Annotated in this window: 14 protein-coding genes; 5 read left to right on the top strand and 9 right to left on the bottom strand. The window is 60.1% G+C overall.

The window, feature by feature from the left end; all coding sequences use genetic code 11:
- Positions 1-10 precede the first annotated feature (10 nt).
- Both LPU83_RS51980 and LPU83_RS51975 read right to left on the bottom strand, forming a co-directional pair.
- Positions 11-967 (bottom strand): DMT family transporter, encoded by a 957-nt coding sequence (locus LPU83_RS51980; protein WP_024313647.1) that lies wholly within the window; start codon positions 965-967, stop codon positions 11-13.
- A 16-nt stretch (positions 968-983) separates the two neighbouring features.
- Positions 984-1913, bottom strand: a complete 930-nt coding sequence (locus LPU83_RS51975) for an alpha/beta hydrolase (RefSeq protein WP_024313646.1) — start codon at positions 1911-1913, stop codon at positions 984-986.
- Positions 1914-2066: 153 nt separating this feature from the next.
- On the opposite strand from LPU83_RS51975, the gene LPU83_RS51970 reads away from it, so the two are divergent.
- From LPU83_RS51970 to metF, 4 genes are all read left to right on the top strand, one after another.
- Positions 2067-2804 carry a ribonuclease T2 family protein gene (locus tag LPU83_RS51970; RefSeq protein ID WP_024313645.1) on the top strand — a complete coding sequence of 246 codons (738 nt, stop codon included), beginning with the start codon at positions 2067-2069 and terminating at the stop codon, positions 2802-2804.
- A gap of 226 nt (positions 2805-3030) precedes the next feature.
- Positions 3031-4680, top strand: coding sequence for an energy-dependent translational throttle protein EttA (gene ettA, locus LPU83_RS51965; RefSeq protein WP_024313644.1), 1650 nt, complete (start codon positions 3031-3033; stop codon positions 4678-4680).
- A gap of 169 nt (positions 4681-4849) precedes the next feature.
- Positions 4850-5872, top strand: coding sequence for an ArsR/SmtB family transcription factor (locus LPU83_RS51960; protein ID WP_024313643.1), 1023 nt, complete (start codon positions 4850-4852; stop codon positions 5870-5872).
- A 4-nt stretch (positions 5873-5876) separates the two neighbouring features.
- Entirely contained in the window at positions 5877-6776 is a 900-nt protein-coding gene (gene metF / locus LPU83_RS51955) for a methylenetetrahydrofolate reductase [NAD(P)H] (protein WP_024313642.1), read from the top strand.
- A gap of 501 nt (positions 6777-7277) precedes the next feature.
- On the opposite strand, the gene LPU83_RS51950 is transcribed toward metF, so the two are convergent.
- From LPU83_RS51950 to LPU83_RS51935, 4 genes are all read right to left on the bottom strand, one after another.
- On the bottom strand, positions 7278-8510 hold the full coding sequence (locus LPU83_RS51950) for a lytic murein transglycosylase (protein WP_024313641.1): 1233 nt from the start codon (positions 8508-8510) through the stop codon (positions 7278-7280).
- An 81-nt stretch (positions 8511-8591) separates the two neighbouring features.
- On the bottom strand, positions 8592-9389 hold the full coding sequence (locus LPU83_RS51945; protein WP_024313640.1) for a glycoside hydrolase family 25 protein: 798 nt from the start codon (positions 9387-9389) through the stop codon (positions 8592-8594).
- Between the two features lie 131 nt (positions 9390-9520).
- A complete protein-coding gene (locus LPU83_RS51940; RefSeq protein ID WP_051166634.1) occupies positions 9521-10138 on the bottom strand; it encodes a class I SAM-dependent methyltransferase in 618 nt (205 codons plus the stop codon).
- Positions 10139-10188: 50 nt separating this feature from the next.
- Positions 10189-11433 (bottom strand): BtaA family protein, encoded by a 1245-nt coding sequence (locus LPU83_RS51935; RefSeq protein WP_024313638.1) that lies wholly within the window; start codon positions 11431-11433, stop codon positions 10189-10191.
- A 172-nt stretch (positions 11434-11605) separates the two neighbouring features.
- Here LPU83_RS51935 and LPU83_RS51930 point away from each other — a divergent pair, with 172 nt between their 5' ends.
- Entirely contained in the window at positions 11606-12985 is a 1380-nt protein-coding gene (locus LPU83_RS51930) for a serine hydrolase domain-containing protein (RefSeq protein WP_024313637.1), read from the top strand.
- Here the strand turns inward: LPU83_RS51930 and LPU83_RS51925 are convergent, their stop codons facing one another.
- From LPU83_RS51925 to LPU83_RS51915, 3 genes are all read right to left on the bottom strand, one after another.
- Positions 12986-13921, bottom strand: coding sequence for a lytic transglycosylase domain-containing protein (locus tag LPU83_RS51925; RefSeq protein ID WP_037069861.1), 936 nt, complete (start codon positions 13919-13921; stop codon positions 12986-12988).
- 113 nt (positions 13922-14034) lie between these two features.
- Positions 14035-14670 carry a LysE family translocator gene (locus LPU83_RS51920; RefSeq protein WP_024313635.1) on the bottom strand — a complete coding sequence of 212 codons (636 nt, stop codon included), beginning with the start codon at positions 14668-14670 and terminating at the stop codon, positions 14035-14037.
- Positions 14671-14728: 58 nt separating this feature from the next.
- Entirely contained in the window at positions 14729-15940 is a 1212-nt protein-coding gene (locus LPU83_RS51915) for a pyrophosphate--fructose-6-phosphate 1-phosphotransferase (RefSeq protein ID WP_024313634.1), read from the bottom strand.
- Between the last annotated feature and the right edge of the window lie 304 nt (positions 15941-16244).

Raw genomic sequence — 16244 nt, 5'->3', positions numbered from 1 at the left:
CACGAGCAGATCAGGGCGCCAGCGCCGATTGAGGTGTATCGGATACCGGCTTCGATGCAAAGCGCCGCTCTCGCCAGATGATGTACAAGCCCGATGCGATGATGATCAGGATGCCAAGCCACTTGACCGCATCCGGAAAGTCGCCGAACACGAGCCAGGCGAAAAAGGTTGCCGACACGATCTCGAAATACTGCAGCGGTGCCAATGTCGAGGCGGGTGCTGCGCGGTAGGCATAGACGCCGAAGATGCCGGCAATGGCTGCCGTGACACCGACGCCGAGCAGGTAGAGATAGCCACGGCCATCCGGCATCACCGCGTCAAAGACGTCAGAACCCGTGCCGCTGCCGAACGCAAGCACGATGGCGCAGAACAGCAGACCCCAGATGCCCATCTGAAGCTGCATCGCCCACGGGTCTTCCCGGTGCGAAAGCACGCGGGTCATCAAGGCGAAGATGGCAATGCAGAGGGCGCTGACGACAGGCAGGAGCGCGACGTAGCCCACCTCTTGGAAGCTCGGCTGGATGATCAGCATCGCGCCGAAAAAGCCGACGCCGCAGGCGGTGTAGCGGCGCCAACCGATTGTCTCCTTGAGGAAGATGCTGCTCAGGATCGTCAATATGATGGGCTCGACGAAGAAAATCGCGATGGCATCGGCAACCGGCATGTACTTCAGCGTCGTGACAAAGGAAACCATGGAGATGGTTATGATGGCGCCCCGGATGGCATGGAAGACGTTGGCGCGCCAGGAGAAGGTCTTCCAGCTTCCGCGCCAGATGACGATCGGCAGCATGCAGAGGGCCTGTACAACAAAGCGTGCGGCTGTGATTTCTGCCGCGGGAATCGTGGCTATCGCGAGCTTGGAAAAGATGTCGATGATCGGCGAGACAAGCACCGACAGAAACATCAGCAGAATGCCGGTCGACACCTCCGAAGCGGCGGCGGGGCGAAAATAAACACTGTTACTCATCGCGAAATCCTTCAGTTCAGGATCTTGCGATCGCTTCGTCGCACCAGTCGGCGAATGCAGCGATAGCCGCGTCCGCTCCAATCTCATTCAGCGTTTCGTGGCGCATGTCCTGATATATCTGGGTCGTGATAAGGGAGAAGCCATGGGCTTTCAAATGGTTTGATAGCCAGATCACTGCTTTTCCGCCATCTGTCGCCGGGTCCTGCCCGCCGCCGACAAGGTGGATCGGTATCTGCTTCGGCAGCCGTTCCAGATGCGTCATCTGCGGGGCGCGAAACGTCAGTTCGAAAATATCGAGCCAGAGTGACACCGAGGCATCGAAGCCGCACAGCGGGTCCGCGATATACTTGTCGACTTCGGCAGGATCGCGGCTTAACCAATCAAACTCTGTTCGACGGCCGGAGATGGACTTGCCCCAGGTGCCGAAGGTGAGTTTCGGCAGGATGCCGCTTGGGACATCGGAGCCCTTCAGCGCACGTTCGGCGAGCAGGATCGCCTGCGCAGCGCGCCCGGCGATACCGGGGTTGAAGTTCGAGTTCCAGACTGCGACGGCATCGTATTTCTCTGGATGCGTGACTGCCGCATTCAGCGCGATGAGGCCTCCCATCGAATGTCCGAAAAGGATGACCGGCAAGCCGGGATATTGCCTCACAACATGCTCGCGGACCGACGAGACGTCGTCGATTACCTGCCGAACGCCATCGCGACGGGCGAACCGTCCGATTGGCGCATCGGGTGCAGTCGTTTCGCCATGCCCTCGGTGATCGAACGCGAAGACATGGTATCCACGGGCCGCCATGGCTGCTGCGAAACGGGAATAACGCTTGGAATGCTCGGCCAGTCCATGAGACACAAGGATAATTCCGCGTGCCTGCGATTGTGCCCGCTCATGATGAAAGCCAAGCGAGGCATTCGCCGCGTCAAGGCGTTGCGTTTGTGCGAACATCTTATTCTCCCATTGCCGGGAGGAGACCAGATCGGCCGTAAAAAGCAACACATCCCAACATTTATGCCACAGGATTTTCGCACCTGCGAATTGAGGGTTGCGAAAATTAACGCGCCATGATCTCTTGTTCATGAATTGTTCTGTGGGATGAGGATGAGCAATCCATTTTTGCGCACGGCTGTATTCTTGATTGCAATGGCGGCTGCCGGTGTTGGGGAGGCCCAGGATGCGGGCGGAAAGACGCGCTTGATTCTGGCGGCCAGCTGGCAGCCCGCCTTCTGTGAAACCAACCAGCGCAAGCCGGAATGCCGCACGCAGACCAAGGACAGATTCGATGCGACCAATTTCTCGCTGCACGGGCTCTGGTCGATGCGGAAGGACTACTGCGACGTCTCCGGCAGTCTGCGGACCGCGGACAAGGACGGCGATTGGCGTGAGCTGCCCGAGGTGGAGTTGTCTACTGCGACCAGGGCCGCGCTCGAGAAAATAATGCCTGGAACGCAATCCGGCCTGGAGCGACACGAGTGGATCAAGCACGGCTCCTGCACCAAGATGAGTGCCGACGACTATTTTGCCACGTCGGTCCGTCTGATCGATGAGCTGAACGCCTCGGCGGTCCGCGATTTGTTCGCGGCCAGTATCGGCAAGGCGCTGACGGCGGAGGTGATCAAGGCTGCATTCGACAAGAGCTTCGGCCCTGGCGCCGGCGATCGCGTCAAGATGAGTTGCCGGCGCGCCGGCGGAGGGGACCGCGTCATCAGCGAGCTCACGATCGGCCTGTCGGAGAACGCGACATCGGATGACAAAGCAAGCCTGCGCGACCTCATTCAAGGGGCAGGGCGGACGTCGTTCGGCTGTGATGAGGGCGTCGTGGATGCGGCAGGGTTTTGAACCGCCTCTCACCGAGAACGGAGGCCAGCCGGTCGACACGCCTCGATCGGCACGAGTTCACCCGATCTCTATAGAGCGTACGAAGCTGATGTAGACGATCACACCGAGTTCCATTCTCCGCGATGCTCACAAAAGCCTCTGGTTTTTGGCCGTCGCGCGTTGCTCCTTGGTCCCAATTCGCCTACATAGCGGCAAAACTTAAAATCCCCCGCGGAGCGAATTATCAATGGCACGTCAGTTCATCTACCATATGGCCGGCCTCAACAAGGCGTACGGCAACAAGAAGGTGCTGGAAAACATCCACCTTTCTTTCTATCCGGATGCCAAGATCGGTATCCTCGGCCCGAACGGTGCTGGTAAGTCGACGGTGCTGCGCATCATGGCCGGTCTTGACAAGGAATTTACCGGCGAGGCGTGGCTTGCCGAAGGCGCAACACTCGGCTACCTCGCGCAGGAGCCGCAGCTCGATGCTTCCAAGACCGTTCTCGAGAACGTCATGGAAGGCGTTGCGCCGAAAAAGGCGATCCTCGATCGCTACAACGAGCTGATGATGAACTATTCCGACGAGACGGCGGAAGAGGGCGCCAAGCTCCAGGATATCATCGACAGCCAGAACCTCTGGGACCTCGAGAGCCAGGTGGAAATGGCAATGGATGCGCTGCGGTGCCCGCCGGGCGACTCCACGGTCGAAAAGCTCTCTGGTGGTGAGAAGCGCCGCGTGGCACTCTGCCGCCTGCTGCTCGCGCAGCCGGACCTGCTACTGCTCGACGAACCGACCAACCACCTCGACGCGGAGACGATCGCCTGGCTTGAAAAGCACCTGCGCCAATATCCCGGTGCCGTGCTGATGATCACCCACGACCGCTACTTCCTCGACAACGTCACGGGCTGGATCCTCGAACTCGACCGCGGTCGCGGTATCCCATACGAAGGCAACTACTCCGCTTATCTGCAGGCGAAGGCCAAGCGCATGCAGCAGGAGGGCCGCGAAGAGGCCTCCCGCCAGAAGGCGATCAGCCGCGAGCAGGAATGGATCGCCTCCAGCCCGAAGGCACGTCAGGCAAAGTCCAAGGCGCGTATCCGTGCCTATGACGACCTGGTCGCAGCGGCGGATGCCCGTCGTCCTGGCGATGCGCAGATCGTCATCCCAGTCGGCGAGCGTCTCGGCCAGGTGGTCATCGAGGCGGAGAACCTAACCAAGGGCTACGGCGACACGGTTCTGATCGAGAACCTCACCTTCAAGCTGCCGCCTGGCGGCATCGTCGGCGTTATCGGTCCGAACGGCGCTGGCAAGACGACGCTGTTTCGTATGATCACGGGTCAGGAAAAGCCGGATAGCGGCTCCATCCGCATCGGCGAGACTGTCGATCTCGGTTATGTCGATCAGAGCCGCGATGCGCTCGCCGGCAACAAGACCGTCTGGGAGGAAATCTCCGGTGGCAGCGACATCATCAAACTCGGCAAGCATGAAGTGAATTCGCGCGCCTATTGCGGCGCCTTCAACTTCAAGGGGGGCGATCAGCAGCAGAAGGTCGGGACGCTGTCGGGCGGTCAGCGCAACCGCGTGCATCTTGCCAAGATGCTGAAGGCCGGCGGCAACGTCATCCTGCTGGACGAACCGACCAACGACCTCGATACGGAAACGCTGGCGGCTCTTGAGGACGCGCTTGAAAGCTTTGCAGGCTGCGCTGTTATCATCAGCCACGATCGCATGTTTCTCGACCGTCTGGCGACACACATCCTTGCTTTCGAGGGCGACAGCCATGTCGAGTGGTTCGAGGGCAACTTCGAGGAATACGAACAGGACAAGATGCGTCGTCTCGGCGTCGATTCCATCAATCCGAGCCGCGTGACCTATAAGCGGCTGACGCGTTGACCGCCAGAAGCCGGGTTTAGAGACATGGAGGCCCCGGTTCGCGCCGGGGCTTTTTTGCGCGCATCGATGTCGCGATCCGAGCAGCTAATTTCGTGAACGGATGGAATTGCGGCTTGCCACACTCGCTCGATTCACATAAAGATATCTTTATATGTTGATTGGATTGGGTATGAGTGAGCCTATCAGACTCGGATTGGATGCGTTGGTGGACGTCCTCAGGGCGGCCGGCGAGCCGACGCGTCTGCGCCTGCTGGCTCTGCTGGCGGCAGGGGATCTGACGGTCACCGATCTTACTGAAATCCTCGGCCAATCCCAACCGCGCATCTCTCGTCACCTGAAGCTGCTCGGCGAAGCGGATCTCATCGACCGCTACCAGGAGGGCGCGTGGGCCTATTTCCGGCTGCGCCAGGATGGCAAGGCAGCCATTTTCGCACGCAGCCTGCTTGCGCATGCTTCCGAGAATGATCCTGTAGTCCTTCGCGACAGCGAACGGTTGGCTGCGGTCAAGCGCCAACGGGCCGAGCGCGCACAGGCCTATTTCAGTCGCAACGCTGCCGAATGGGATGAGCTTCGCCGGCTGCATGCCGCGGACGAAGAAGTCGATGCCGCGGTCATTCGGCTGCTTGGCAGCCAGCCGATTGACTCGCTTCTCGATCTCGGCACCGGCACGGGGCGCATCCTTGAACTCCTGTCCGGCCTCTATCGCCGCGCGATTGGTGTGGACGCCAGCCGCGATATGCTGAGCGTGGCGCGCGCCAATCTCGACAAATCAGGGATCACCAAGGCATCCGTTCGCCACGCCGATATCCTGAACCTGCCGTTCGAGGCGCAGGATTTCGACGTGGTGACGATCCATCAGGTGCTGCATTTTTTCGATCAGCCCGAGATCGCGATCGGCGAGGCAGCGCGCATGCTGCGGCCGGGCGGGCGGTTGGTCATCATCGATCTGGCGCCGCATGGGCTGGAATACCTTCGTGACGAGCATGCGCATGTTCGCCTCGGCTTCTCGCATCAGTCGATATCGGACTGGCTGCGCAAGGTGGGGCTGGATGTCGAGCAGGTCGTCGACCTTCATCCGGGTCATCAAAGCGGGCAGGGGCTCACCGTCACCGTCTGGCTTGCGCGCGACCCCCGGCGTCTCATGGCCTCCTCAGCGAGCGAAGGCGCCGAACCCATATTTGCCGGGAGATAATGATATGGCTTTGAACAGCGACGCGCGCCGCAAGATCGGTATTTCCTTCGAGTTCTTTCCGCCGAAGTCGGAAGAGATGGAAGGTCAGCTGTGGAACGCGGTCAGCGAGCTGCAGGACTGGGATCCCGACTTCGTATCGGTAACCTATGGCGCCGGTGGCACCACCAAGGCACCGACGCTGGCGACCGTCTCGCGCTTTCTCGCCGAGACTCCCCTCGCCACCGCATCGCATCTCACCTGCGTCGGCGCGACGAAGGATGAGACGCACAGCGTCATCGAGACCTTCCGCAAGGTTGGCGTCAAGCATTTCGTAGCGCTTCGCGGCGATGCTCCGGGCGGCGTCGGCGCGCCCTACCAGCCGCATCCCGGCGGCTATGCGAACGCGGCGGCATTGGTTGCCGGACTGCGCGAGATTGGCGATTTCGAGATTTCGGTGTCTGCCTATCCCGAAAAGCATCCGGAGAGCCGCGATACCGCTGCCGACATCGACATGCTGAAGCAGAAGGCGGACAACGGCGCGACGCGGGCGCTGACGCAGTTCTTCTTCGATAACGACAGTTTCGAGCGCTACCTGGAGAAAGTGCGGGCCGCCGGTATCAATATTCCCGTTGTGCCGGGCATCATGCCGATCCAGAACCTGACGCAGCTGAAGCGCTTCGCCGGCGCCTGCGGCACCATCATACCGGCGTTTTTGGATGAGCGCTTTGCGGGCTTCGACGACAAGCCGGAAGAGAGAGCCAAGGTTGCGGCTGACGTTGCAGCCGAACAGATCGAAGATCTGGCCCGTCGCGGGCTCACCGACTTCCACCTGTACACCATGAATCGTGCGCCGCTCGTCTCGGCCGTGCTGACCCATCTCGGCTTCACACGGGAAGGCGCCAAGAAGGCCGGTGCAGCCGCATAGACCGCTCCCGTCAGGAGACAAAAAGAAAAGCGCATCTCCTCGTGGGATGCGCTTTTCCGATTCATTGAACTGTTTCGCTACTCAGGAGTCACTGTTCGATTGGCACGACGTTCAGATGAAAAGCATTGTCAATACGAATGCAAACGCCGCGCTGACCAAAAGGACATTCAAGGATTGTGTAAGTCCCATGTCTGTCTCCTCGCGTTAACGGTGCGATAATATGTCGTGAATGTGTCGCTTGGAAAGCGGATTTTATACTGCACTGCGGCGAAAATGTCACATCGCAGACACGAGCCTGCGATCAACACGCTGAAATTACGAAAGAAATCGCCGGAGAAAAATATTCACAGATTTTAACCTGGCGTTAAAGTCAGCGATCCGGCCTTCACACTTGCGGCAAGATGAAGGCTTTGCCTGAAGCGTCTGAAACAATGGAATAATCCGGAAATGAAAAGGCCGGGTCTGAAACCCGGCCCGAAAGCGTGCGCTCAAGATGCGCGATCAGAGGGAGTTAAGGAGCGTCGGTGTTGCCCAGCCGTCGGCCGGCATGCCGAGGCGCTGCTGCTCCTTCTGGATGGCAACGCGCGTGCCCGAACCCAGGATGCCGTCGACCTTGCCGACGTCATGGCCGAGGGTTCCAAGCTTCGTCTGCAATTCCTTCATCTGATCATTGGAAAGGCCCTGTTCAGGCGTGCCCCTGAGATAGGGCTCGGCACTGGCAAGGCGGGTCCCAAAATAAGCGGCCGAGGTCGTGTAGATGAACGACTTGTTCCACTCGAGGTAGATCTGGAAATTCGGGTAAGCGATGAAGGTCGGGCCAAGGCGACCCTGCGGCAGTATCAGGTCGCCGTGCAGATTGCCGAAGCTCGTGTTGCCATCCCGCGGCTTGACGCCAAGGGCAAACCACTCGCCGGCCGTCAGCGGACCGCCGATGCCGGATTTTTCCCAAGGGAGGTTGTCTGGAAGAGTAACCTCCTGGATCCACGGCTGTCCCTTCTGGAAGCCGAGATGCTGGATGAACTTGGCGGCCGTCAGGATGGCATCGGGGGCGCTCTGCTTGAGGCGCACATGGCCGTCGCCGTCGCCGTCCATACCGTAGGCGATGATATCGCGAGGCAGCATCTGAACCTGACCGATCTCGCCGGCCCAGGCACCGGTGTTGGTCGCGGGGTCGAGATCGCCGTGCTGGACCATTTCGATGAGGGCAATCAACTGCGGGCGGAACAACTCGGGCCGCCGGCAATCATGAGCGAGCGTCACGAGGGCATTGCGGGTGTTGAAATCGCCCTGCACGGCGCCGAAATCGGTCTCCATGGCCCAGAAGGCGGTGATGACGCCAGCGGGCACACCAAATTCCTGTTCGGCACGGGCGAAGACATCTGCATATTGCTTCATCTTCTGGCGGCCGATGTCGAGGCGGGCCTGGCTGACAGTGCGCTGCGAGAATTCCAGGAAGGTTTGCTTGAACACGCCCTGAGCGCGGTCGCGGCTCAAAACCTTCTGGTCGATCTGTGCGCCTTCCAGCGCCTTGTCGGCGGCTTCAGCAGATGCGCCGGATGCAATCGCATCGGCCTTCACGCCGGCCAGAAATTCAGAGAGATCGCCGTCACACGCGGGGGCGGCCGCCTGCGAAGCCGGTGCACTCGGTGCCGGCGTCTGCGCGGCAGCGCCGGTGGCGAGGCCGGCAGCAAAAAGGAGTGCAAGTGCCGTGCGGCTTGCGGGCGAGCGGTGCATAGTTTCGATCCTCGTCGTCAATGGAATTCCGTCGATTTCCCAGATGATTGTGACGGAAGCAAGAAAGACCAGGGGACGTTACTAAGAATTTGTGTCCTTAGAGACTGCGGCTACCCAATTGTGCCAGTTCTGGCTCGATCCGGCGAAAACATTGATGTCCGTCGGGCCCTTGATACCAGGGATGACGCCCGTCGACGTGTACTGCCAGAAGGCCCAACGGCGGTCGGCATAGGTAACTTCGGGATGCTTTGCGACGGAGCGGACCCAGAAGTGATAATTCTGGAAGTAGCCGACGAGATTGTCGCGATGGAAGTCGACCGACGTGTAGATGATCGGACGCTTGCCGTAGTAGGCCTCGAGACGGTCCAGGAAGCGCTGCAGTTGGGCGCGGACCGTTGCCGGATCAGGGCGATAGCGGCAGGTCTTCGATTCCGAGTTCCATTCGACGTCGAGGACGGGCGGCAGGCGCATCGAATCCTTCGGCACATTGCTGATGAACCAGTCGGCCTGTTCATCAGGCGTCGAGCAGAAATAGTAGAAATGATAGGGCGCGTGGGGAATGCCAACGGAGCGGGCACGCTGCCAGTACTCATTGAAACGCGGATCGATGCGGTCTTTGCCTTCGGTCGCTTTGATGAATGCGAAGGCGACGCCGGAGTTCCTGACCGTCTGCCAGTCGATATCGCCCTGCCACTTCGACACGTCGATGCCGTGGATCGGCTGCTTCTCCGGATGCTTTGTTCCGAAGTCCTGAGGATCGGTGTCCTTGAAGCGCGTTTTTGGCTTTACGGACGCTGTTTCGAGATAGTCATAGCCCGATGACGTGCATCCAGCGAGCATGACAGCCAACGGCAAAACGCAAAACAGAAGCCGGCGCATAGATGTTCCGTCGCGAAACGAATGGAATTTTTGCCCCACAGCTCGACCTTCGTGATAAACGCGTCCAGCAGAGGAATGTCCCCTCTATTTGCCATATCAACGTAAAAATTCGGTTAGTTTCAAGCGAAATGTCAAGGTTTGGTCACAATGACGGCCCGCCAGGCATAGCCGCCGCCGATGGTCTCGAACGTAAGTCGTGCTTGGTTTTCAGAGGCTTGAGACTCCAGAACCTGCCGCAGATTGGCACGCGGCGACACGTGAAATTTTTGCAGCCACGCCTTGAGAACACGCGCAAACCAGCCTGGCAGGCGTTCCTGCTGGCCAAAATCGACGATGTGCAACTCGCCGCCGTGGGCTAGGGCGGCCAAGGCCGAGTCGATCGCGCACTCCCAATCCGGGATCATGGAAAGCGCGTAGGAAATGAGGATGCGGTCGAAGCCGCCGACGCCGAATTCGCGCGGCGTGAAGGCCGTCGCGTCCGCGACACGGAAATCCGGGAGCGTGGCTTTGGTCTCGAATGTCTTGCGCGCGGAGATCAGCATCTCCGCCGAAATATCGAGGCCGTAGAGCTTAGCCTGCGGATAATATCTATGGGCAAGCGCGAGGTTGCGGCCGGTTCCGCAACCGACCTCCAGCAGCGTGCCGCCTGCCGGCACATTCAGATTGCGGATCGTCTGATCGCGACCGAGCAGGTAATACTTACGCGTCAGGTCATAGATGTGGCGCTGATAGCGATACATGCCATCCATCAGGGCGGCATGGCGGTCGTCCTTGACGACCGGGTTGGTGTCGACGCCTCTCACGCGGTCTTCCTGTAGATATGGAAGCCGCCATAGATCGCCGAGCGATCGAGCGCCGTCAGTTCGATCGAGCGTTCCTCCATGTAGGTCCACTGATCGCCGATCGCAGGCGACAGGCGTCCTTCGATGATGCTTTTTTCGGCCGCGGTGCGGAAAATCACCCGAGCGCCTTCACGCGCGGTGCGGCTGATCTCGGCCCATAGATCATTCAGTTGCTGGTCCGTCATCCAATCCTGTGCGTCCAGAAGGATATAACGATCGCGCGAGGCGGCCGCCTCGCCGGCGAGAAGCTCGGTGAAGCTTGCATGATGAACGTTGACGCGATCCACATTGGCACGGATCGCCTCGTAGTTCGCCGGTTCGAGATAGGTCGGAAGCGGGCCGTCACCCTTCGGTGCGTAGCGGCGAGCGAAAGCCTGCCAGGCAAAATAGTTTTCCTGCATGGGGAAGTGGCAGGCGAGCTTTTCAAGACGGTGGCGCAGGACGGGAGCGATCGACTGGTCGGCTGCGAGGCTTGCCAGTTCGTCATACTGCTGCGGCGGGATGCCGAGGCCGAACAGCGAGCTCTTGCGGCCGGTGATCCAGCGTACGACCGGCTTGTCGAAGAGCGGTGCGATCCTCTCGTCGAAGAACTGGCGCTGCTCGCGCAGCGAACGTACCTTTGTCATCTCCGTCAGCTCGACGCCATGCAGGCGGGCAAGCAGGTGGGCTGCACCGATGAACCGACCGAGGAGGCCCGTTTCGTAGATGTTGCGGTCGAAAACCGTCACGCGCCGACGGCCGAACTTCCGGCCATTCCAGTAGTTCCGAGTTGTCTCGTCGAGATTTGCTGCGAGGAACTGGTCGAAGGCGTGGCTGTTCGACGTTTCGCGCGGTGTGGCGAGGAAGCGAACGAGGTCGGCGTGTCCGGGAAGGTGACGGAACGCCGCGAGTTTCAGCCGATTGAGGGCGATGTGATGCGCATTAAGGTCCACCACATCAATCGACGCCGGGCTTCTGGAGAGATAGGCGAGCATGTTGCAGCCGCCGGAGCCGATCGTTACGATGCGGTGATGCGGCTGAAGCTCCATCGCCAGCATGTCGAGGTCGGGATCTTCCCAAATTTGCGGGTAGACCAAGCCGGAAAACAATAGGCCGAAAAGCCGTTCCGAAAAGCCTGCCTTGGAGAAGGCATTGTGGCGGAGAAGGGCTGCCTTGAGTTTCCGGTTCTTGCGGAAGCCGGCATCCGGTGCAAATTCCGTCATATGAATCTTTCACCCTTTTAGCGTTCAGGGCGTTTAGCGCGCCGTCACTACAGTTTGATGACGCAGGCTGTGGGCAGGGCTTTGCGCGGCTGCAAATAGAAACGCATCCGGGCGTTCGGGTCTTTCGCGCCGCGGGCTTTCCTGCTTTTCTTGCAGGCATGGAGGACCGTACATGCGATTTGTGCTGCGTGTCGTGAAGTCACTTGCCCTTCTGCTGGTCGTGATCGTCGCTATGGGCGCGACTTGGCTTTACGTCAGCCCACCGGAATTGCTGCGGGTGGGTGATGGCTATGCAGCCAAGATCGTTTGCTCGAACGTCTTCCTCGCAGGGCGGGATCCTGAACAGGTGCTCTACGAGGACGTTCAGGCGCCGGGAAATCCGTTGCTGCGGCTGGTGCGTGTGGCTGTCGACAGGCAGGAGAAGCGAGTTACAGCGCGCATCCTCGGGGTCTTCGCACCGGGCTATGCGATCTATCGCGGCGCACTCGGCTGCAGCAGCGTGCCGGACGGGGATTTTGAAGCGGCAGCGAGCGCAGTGCCCGATCGCCCTGCCGCTCCAGAGCCGCAAAATGATGAGATATGGCCGGAGGGCAACGCCGTCGCAAAGGTCGATGACAGCCGTGTCGACGCGCTGCTTTCAGACACCAATTTGACCGGTCCTGAAGCGCGCGCGGTTGTCGTCGTTCACAACGGCCGTATCATCGCCGAGCACTACGGTGACGGCTTCAATCCAACAACGCCGCTGACGGGCTGGTCGATGACGAAGACCGTCAATGCAGCGATCGTCGGACGGCTGATGCTCGACAACAGGATCGCGTTTGGTGACGCAGCCCTCCTGCCGCAGTGGCAGGGCGGCGATCATTCAGCAATCAAGCTCAGGGATCTTCTGGGCATGGAGAGCGGCCTGGCCTTCAACGAGAGTTATGGCACGGTCGCCGATGTCACACGAATGCTCTATCTCGATGCAGATATGACGGCACTGCCGGCGAGCCTCCCCTTGGAGGCGAGCCCGGGCGTGCGCTTCAACTATTCGAGCGGCACATCGGTCTTGATCTCGAAGATATGGATGGATCGGATCGGCAACATGCAGGCAGCGCTTGCCTATCCCAAGATGGCGCTGTTCGATCCGCTCGGCATGTCGAGCGCCGTTCTGGAGGTCGATGCCCGCGGCACCTTTGCCGGCAGTTCTTATCTCTACGCCACAGCGCGGGATTGGGCTCGTTTCGGCCAGTTTCTTCTTCAGGACGGTGTCTGGAATGGACAGAGGCTGTTGCCGGAACGGTTCATGGCGGCAATGAGGACGCCGACTGCCGCCTCTGGTGGCAAATATACGCAGGCGCAGGCCTGGCTCGCCGCGCCGGGCGGCGATAGCAGCGCGACTGCCGGTCTTCCTGAAGACACGTTCTGGATGGAAGGGCATGATGGACAGAGTGTCGCGATCGTGCCGTCTGCGAAGCTTGTCGTCGTCAGGCTCGGGCTGACGCCAAGCTGGCTTGGCTATAGACCGCAGATCCTCGTGAAGGAGATTCTAGCGGCGCTTCCTCGGCAGTAGTCAGTAGTTCCCGTGGGCGACGTCGTCCATGCCCTTGCGCTTGGCGTCGTAATAGTAGCCACGGGCATAGAGGCGGACAGCATCGTCTTCACTGCTGTCGGACACAAGCCAGGCGCCGCGGAGATACTTGGCGGCGTATTTGATGTTGGTCTCGGCGTCAAACAGGCCCGCAGGTTCGCCATCGTAGCCCATCGACTTGGCCGTATTGTACTTGATCTGCATCAGGCCAAAATAACCGCGCTTGTTATAGGCCTTGGCATTGTAGCGGCTTTCGCGATGCACGACGCGGTGAAGCAGCGAGGCGGGCACCCGGTAAAGTTTCGAGTACTTGTCGATGATCTTGGTGATCGCGCTTTTCTCGACGGTCGGTGCGCCATCGTCATCGCTATCACTGAACATGGGTGGAGCAGCCGGCGGATCGGAGGGCCCCGAGGTGTCGAAACCGTAGTCCATCATCGGATGCGGTGTGGTGTCGATCGCGGAAAGCGCGGCGATGGCACCGCCGCCGTTCTGAGGCGTTGCTGCAAAGGCAAGCTGCGTCGCCGGGGAGGGGGTTCCCGGGCGCGGGGTCGGTACGACGGACTGAATCGCCGTCATCTCAGGCGTCAGCGGGATCTGCGCATTACCCGTTGCCGTCGCTGTCTGGATTTGACCGTTTAACTGAGAGGGATCGGTTGCCGGCATGGCGGGCGCTGCGAGGGCGATCGCCGTCTGGTCAGCGGCGGTGATCATCGCCGTTTCTGTCGTTCCTTCGCCGGCGGGCACGGCTGCAAGCGTAGCGTCTTCGCCCGGCTTCGGCGTCGGGACAACGGTCTGGACTGCGGTCAATTCGGCCTGCGACGTGTATTCGACGCTCGTGCATCCGGCGACAACGCCGCAGAGCATCGTGGAAACGATGAGACTGCGTTTCAGGCCGGAAAAACCGATCGCTACCATACTCTCACTTTCGTGAATGCGCCGCCCCGGCAGCGTTAGAAGTTACCAAAAACCTTAAGCCCGGATTTCGCCATTAACGTATTCGTTGCTTTGCTGCAACCCGCTGGAATTATTTACGCGGCGATGCGCCGATAGCCGGCTGTGACGGCGCCCGCAGCAATGAGCAAAGTGCCGCCGGTGCGGTTGACTGCGCGCTGGACACTTGCCTTGCGAATGAGGCCGCGCGCTGCGTTTGCGGCGAGCGCATAGATGGAAGCGTTGATGGTTGCAAGAACCAGGAAGGTGGCTTCCATGATCAGCATCTGGCCGAAAAACGGCTGAGCCGGATTCAGGAACTGCGGAACGAATGCGACGAAAAACACGATGCTCTTCGGATTGAGCGCCGTGACGACATAAGCGTGGAGGAAAACCTTGAGCGATTTCTTTTCGGGCAGGTTGTCATTGTCTGCCATCGGCTCGGACATGACCGGCGCTCGCCAGAGTTTGATGCCGAGCCAGATCAGATAGGCGCCACCGACCCACTTCAATACCGTGAACAGGGTTGCGGAGGCCGCGAGTACGGCCCCCAATCCGAATAGCGATGCGGTCATCGCGGTGAAGTCGCCGAGCGCAACACCAGTTACCGTCGCGAGCGCCGTCTTGCGTCCATGGCCGAGGGCATAGGAAACGACGAGGAGAATTGTCGGGCCCGGAATGGCCAGCATGATTGCAGACGCAGCGGCAAAAGCGAACCAGGCTTCGAGCGACATGGAATCTCCTCCTATTCCCTAGGGTAAAAGCAAAGACACCATATCAACCCTCAGTCAATCATGCTGCCTGGTATTTCTGTCCAATCGTCTCCATGACCTGCGCGAACCATCTGGTCGAGGTGTCGAAGGCCTTGCCACCCTTGATGCGCGGGAACTCGATCGTTCGCAACTTGCCGTTCTGCGCTTCGTCATGACCGGTGACGCCGGAAATCTTGTTGAGGGCGCTTTCGACGGCAAGGTCGGTCATGCTCTGGATGAGACGAAGGTCGTCGTTGTTGGCGGGGGCAGAACGGGCAAAGTAGCCGGACTTCTGCACCAGCGAACGCTCGGCGTTGATGAGGCCAGCGAACTGCTTCTGGAACCAGCCGCCGACGTTGATCGTGTCGATCTTCACGTGTCCGAAGGCGTCGCGCTTGATGGTTTCGCCCGCCGCTTCACGTTCCGCGACGATGGCGTCGAGGCAGGCGCCTTCCGACACGAACACGGTCGCATGGCCGGTGCGGTCCATGACTTCCCTCAGCCGGGCCGCTTCCGCATCGAGATCAAACGCCATCTCGGGCAGATAGACCGCGTCGATGCTCTTCATCTTGGCGTTCGTCATGAAGCCATCGACATATTCGTAATTCTTCGTCCGCTGTAGATAGGCGCGGGCGGTTGCCGCCGTCAGCCAGCCGCAGTGGCGTCCCATGACTTCGTGGATGATCAAGGTGCGCGGTGCTGCCGTCTGCTCGTTGCTGACGTTGTCGAAGAAGTGGGCTCCGACTTCGGCAGCCGTCCATGCACCGAGTGACTGGCGGATGGGGACGACGTCGTTGTCGACGGTTTTAGGCAGGCCGACGACCGTCAGATTGTAGCCATTGGCGGCCAGATATGCCGCGAGGTCGGCCGCCGTGGTGTTGGTGTCGTCGCCGCCGATCGTATGAAGGATCGTGATCCCGTCGTTGGCGAGGCGTTCGGCTGCGACGCGCAACGGGTTTTCACCTTCCTTGACGAGACCGCGCTTCACGCAATCGGCCGCGTTGGTGAGCTTGACGCGGCTATTGCCGATCGGCGAGCCACCGTAGCGATGCAGAAGCGGCGCCTTCTCCCGCATATCGGCGGTGATCTTGATGCTGTCGCCGAGGAGCACGCCCTGGTATCCGGAGCGGTAGGCGACGAGCTCGATGTCAGGCGCCACGTCGCTATAGCGTTCGATAAGTCCGCCGACCGCGGACGACAGACAGGGTGCCAGGCCTCCAGCCGTGAGCATTGCGACTTTCTGTTTGGCCATGATCCCTCCATTGTCACGTATCAGCGCAGTTGCGTGCTGCTTACCTAACGCATGGATGCGACAGGGAAAGGGGCATGTAAAGTGTCGTTATTATGAAAATCATGCCCTGAACGGCGAAGGCGGACAGAAGCGCTGATATAATCGTTTCAAGCTCGAGATGCCCCGTGCCGAAGGGTTGTGGAAATCGCGTCACCCGGCCGGCAGCAATTGGAACTTGGGTGCGATGCGGGGATGATCCCAGTGCAACCATGAACGAATTGTGAAAAGTGTATTCCGCCCTACGACCAATCGCCGCCTTGCAAAG

It is taken from the genome of Rhizobium favelukesii (assembly GCF_000577275.2).
Lineage (GTDB): Bacteria > Pseudomonadota > Alphaproteobacteria > Rhizobiales > Rhizobiaceae > Rhizobium > Rhizobium favelukesii.
The sequence above is the reverse complement of the archived record's forward strand: the minus strand, read 5'-3'. Positions and strand labels throughout refer to the sequence as shown.

Coding starts and splice junctions, on each gene's coding strand:
- LPU83_RS51930 (WP_024313637.1), top strand. CDS start 11,606: ATGCGATTTGTGCTGCGTGTCGTGAAGTCACTTGCCCTTCTGCTGGTC.
- LPU83_RS51945 (WP_024313640.1), bottom strand. CDS start 9,389: ATGCGCCGGCTTCTGTTTTGCGTTTTGCCGTTGGCTGTCATGCTCGCT.
- metF (WP_024313642.1), top strand. CDS start 5,877: ATGGCTTTGAACAGCGACGCGCGCCGCAAGATCGGTATTTCCTTCGAG.
- LPU83_RS51940 (WP_051166634.1), bottom strand. CDS start 10,138: ATGGATGGCATGTATCGCTATCAGCGCCACATCTATGACCTGACGCGT.
- LPU83_RS51975 (WP_024313646.1), bottom strand. CDS start 1,913: ATGTTCGCACAAACGCAACGCCTTGACGCGGCGAATGCCTCGCTTGGC.
- LPU83_RS51950 (WP_024313641.1), bottom strand. CDS start 8,510: ATGCACCGCTCGCCCGCAAGCCGCACGGCACTTGCACTCCTTTTTGCT.
- LPU83_RS51915 (WP_024313634.1), bottom strand. CDS start 15,940: ATGGCCAAACAGAAAGTCGCAATGCTCACGGCTGGAGGCCTGGCACCC.
- LPU83_RS51970 (WP_024313645.1), top strand. CDS start 2,067: ATGAGCAATCCATTTTTGCGCACGGCTGTATTCTTGATTGCAATGGCG.
- LPU83_RS51920 (WP_024313635.1), bottom strand. CDS start 14,670: ATGTCGCTCGAAGCCTGGTTCGCTTTTGCCGCTGCGTCTGCAATCATG.
- LPU83_RS51925 (WP_037069861.1), bottom strand. CDS start 13,921: ATGGTAGCGATCGGTTTTTCCGGCCTGAAACGCAGTCTCATCGTTTCC.
- LPU83_RS51980 (WP_024313647.1), bottom strand. CDS start 967: ATGAGTAACAGTGTTTATTTTCGCCCCGCCGCCGCTTCGGAGGTGTCG.
- LPU83_RS51935 (WP_024313638.1), bottom strand. CDS start 11,433: ATGACGGAATTTGCACCGGATGCCGGCTTCCGCAAGAACCGGAAACTC.
- ettA (WP_024313644.1), top strand. CDS start 3,031: ATGGCACGTCAGTTCATCTACCATATGGCCGGCCTCAACAAGGCGTAC.
- LPU83_RS51960 (WP_024313643.1), top strand. CDS start 4,850: ATGAGTGAGCCTATCAGACTCGGATTGGATGCGTTGGTGGACGTCCTC.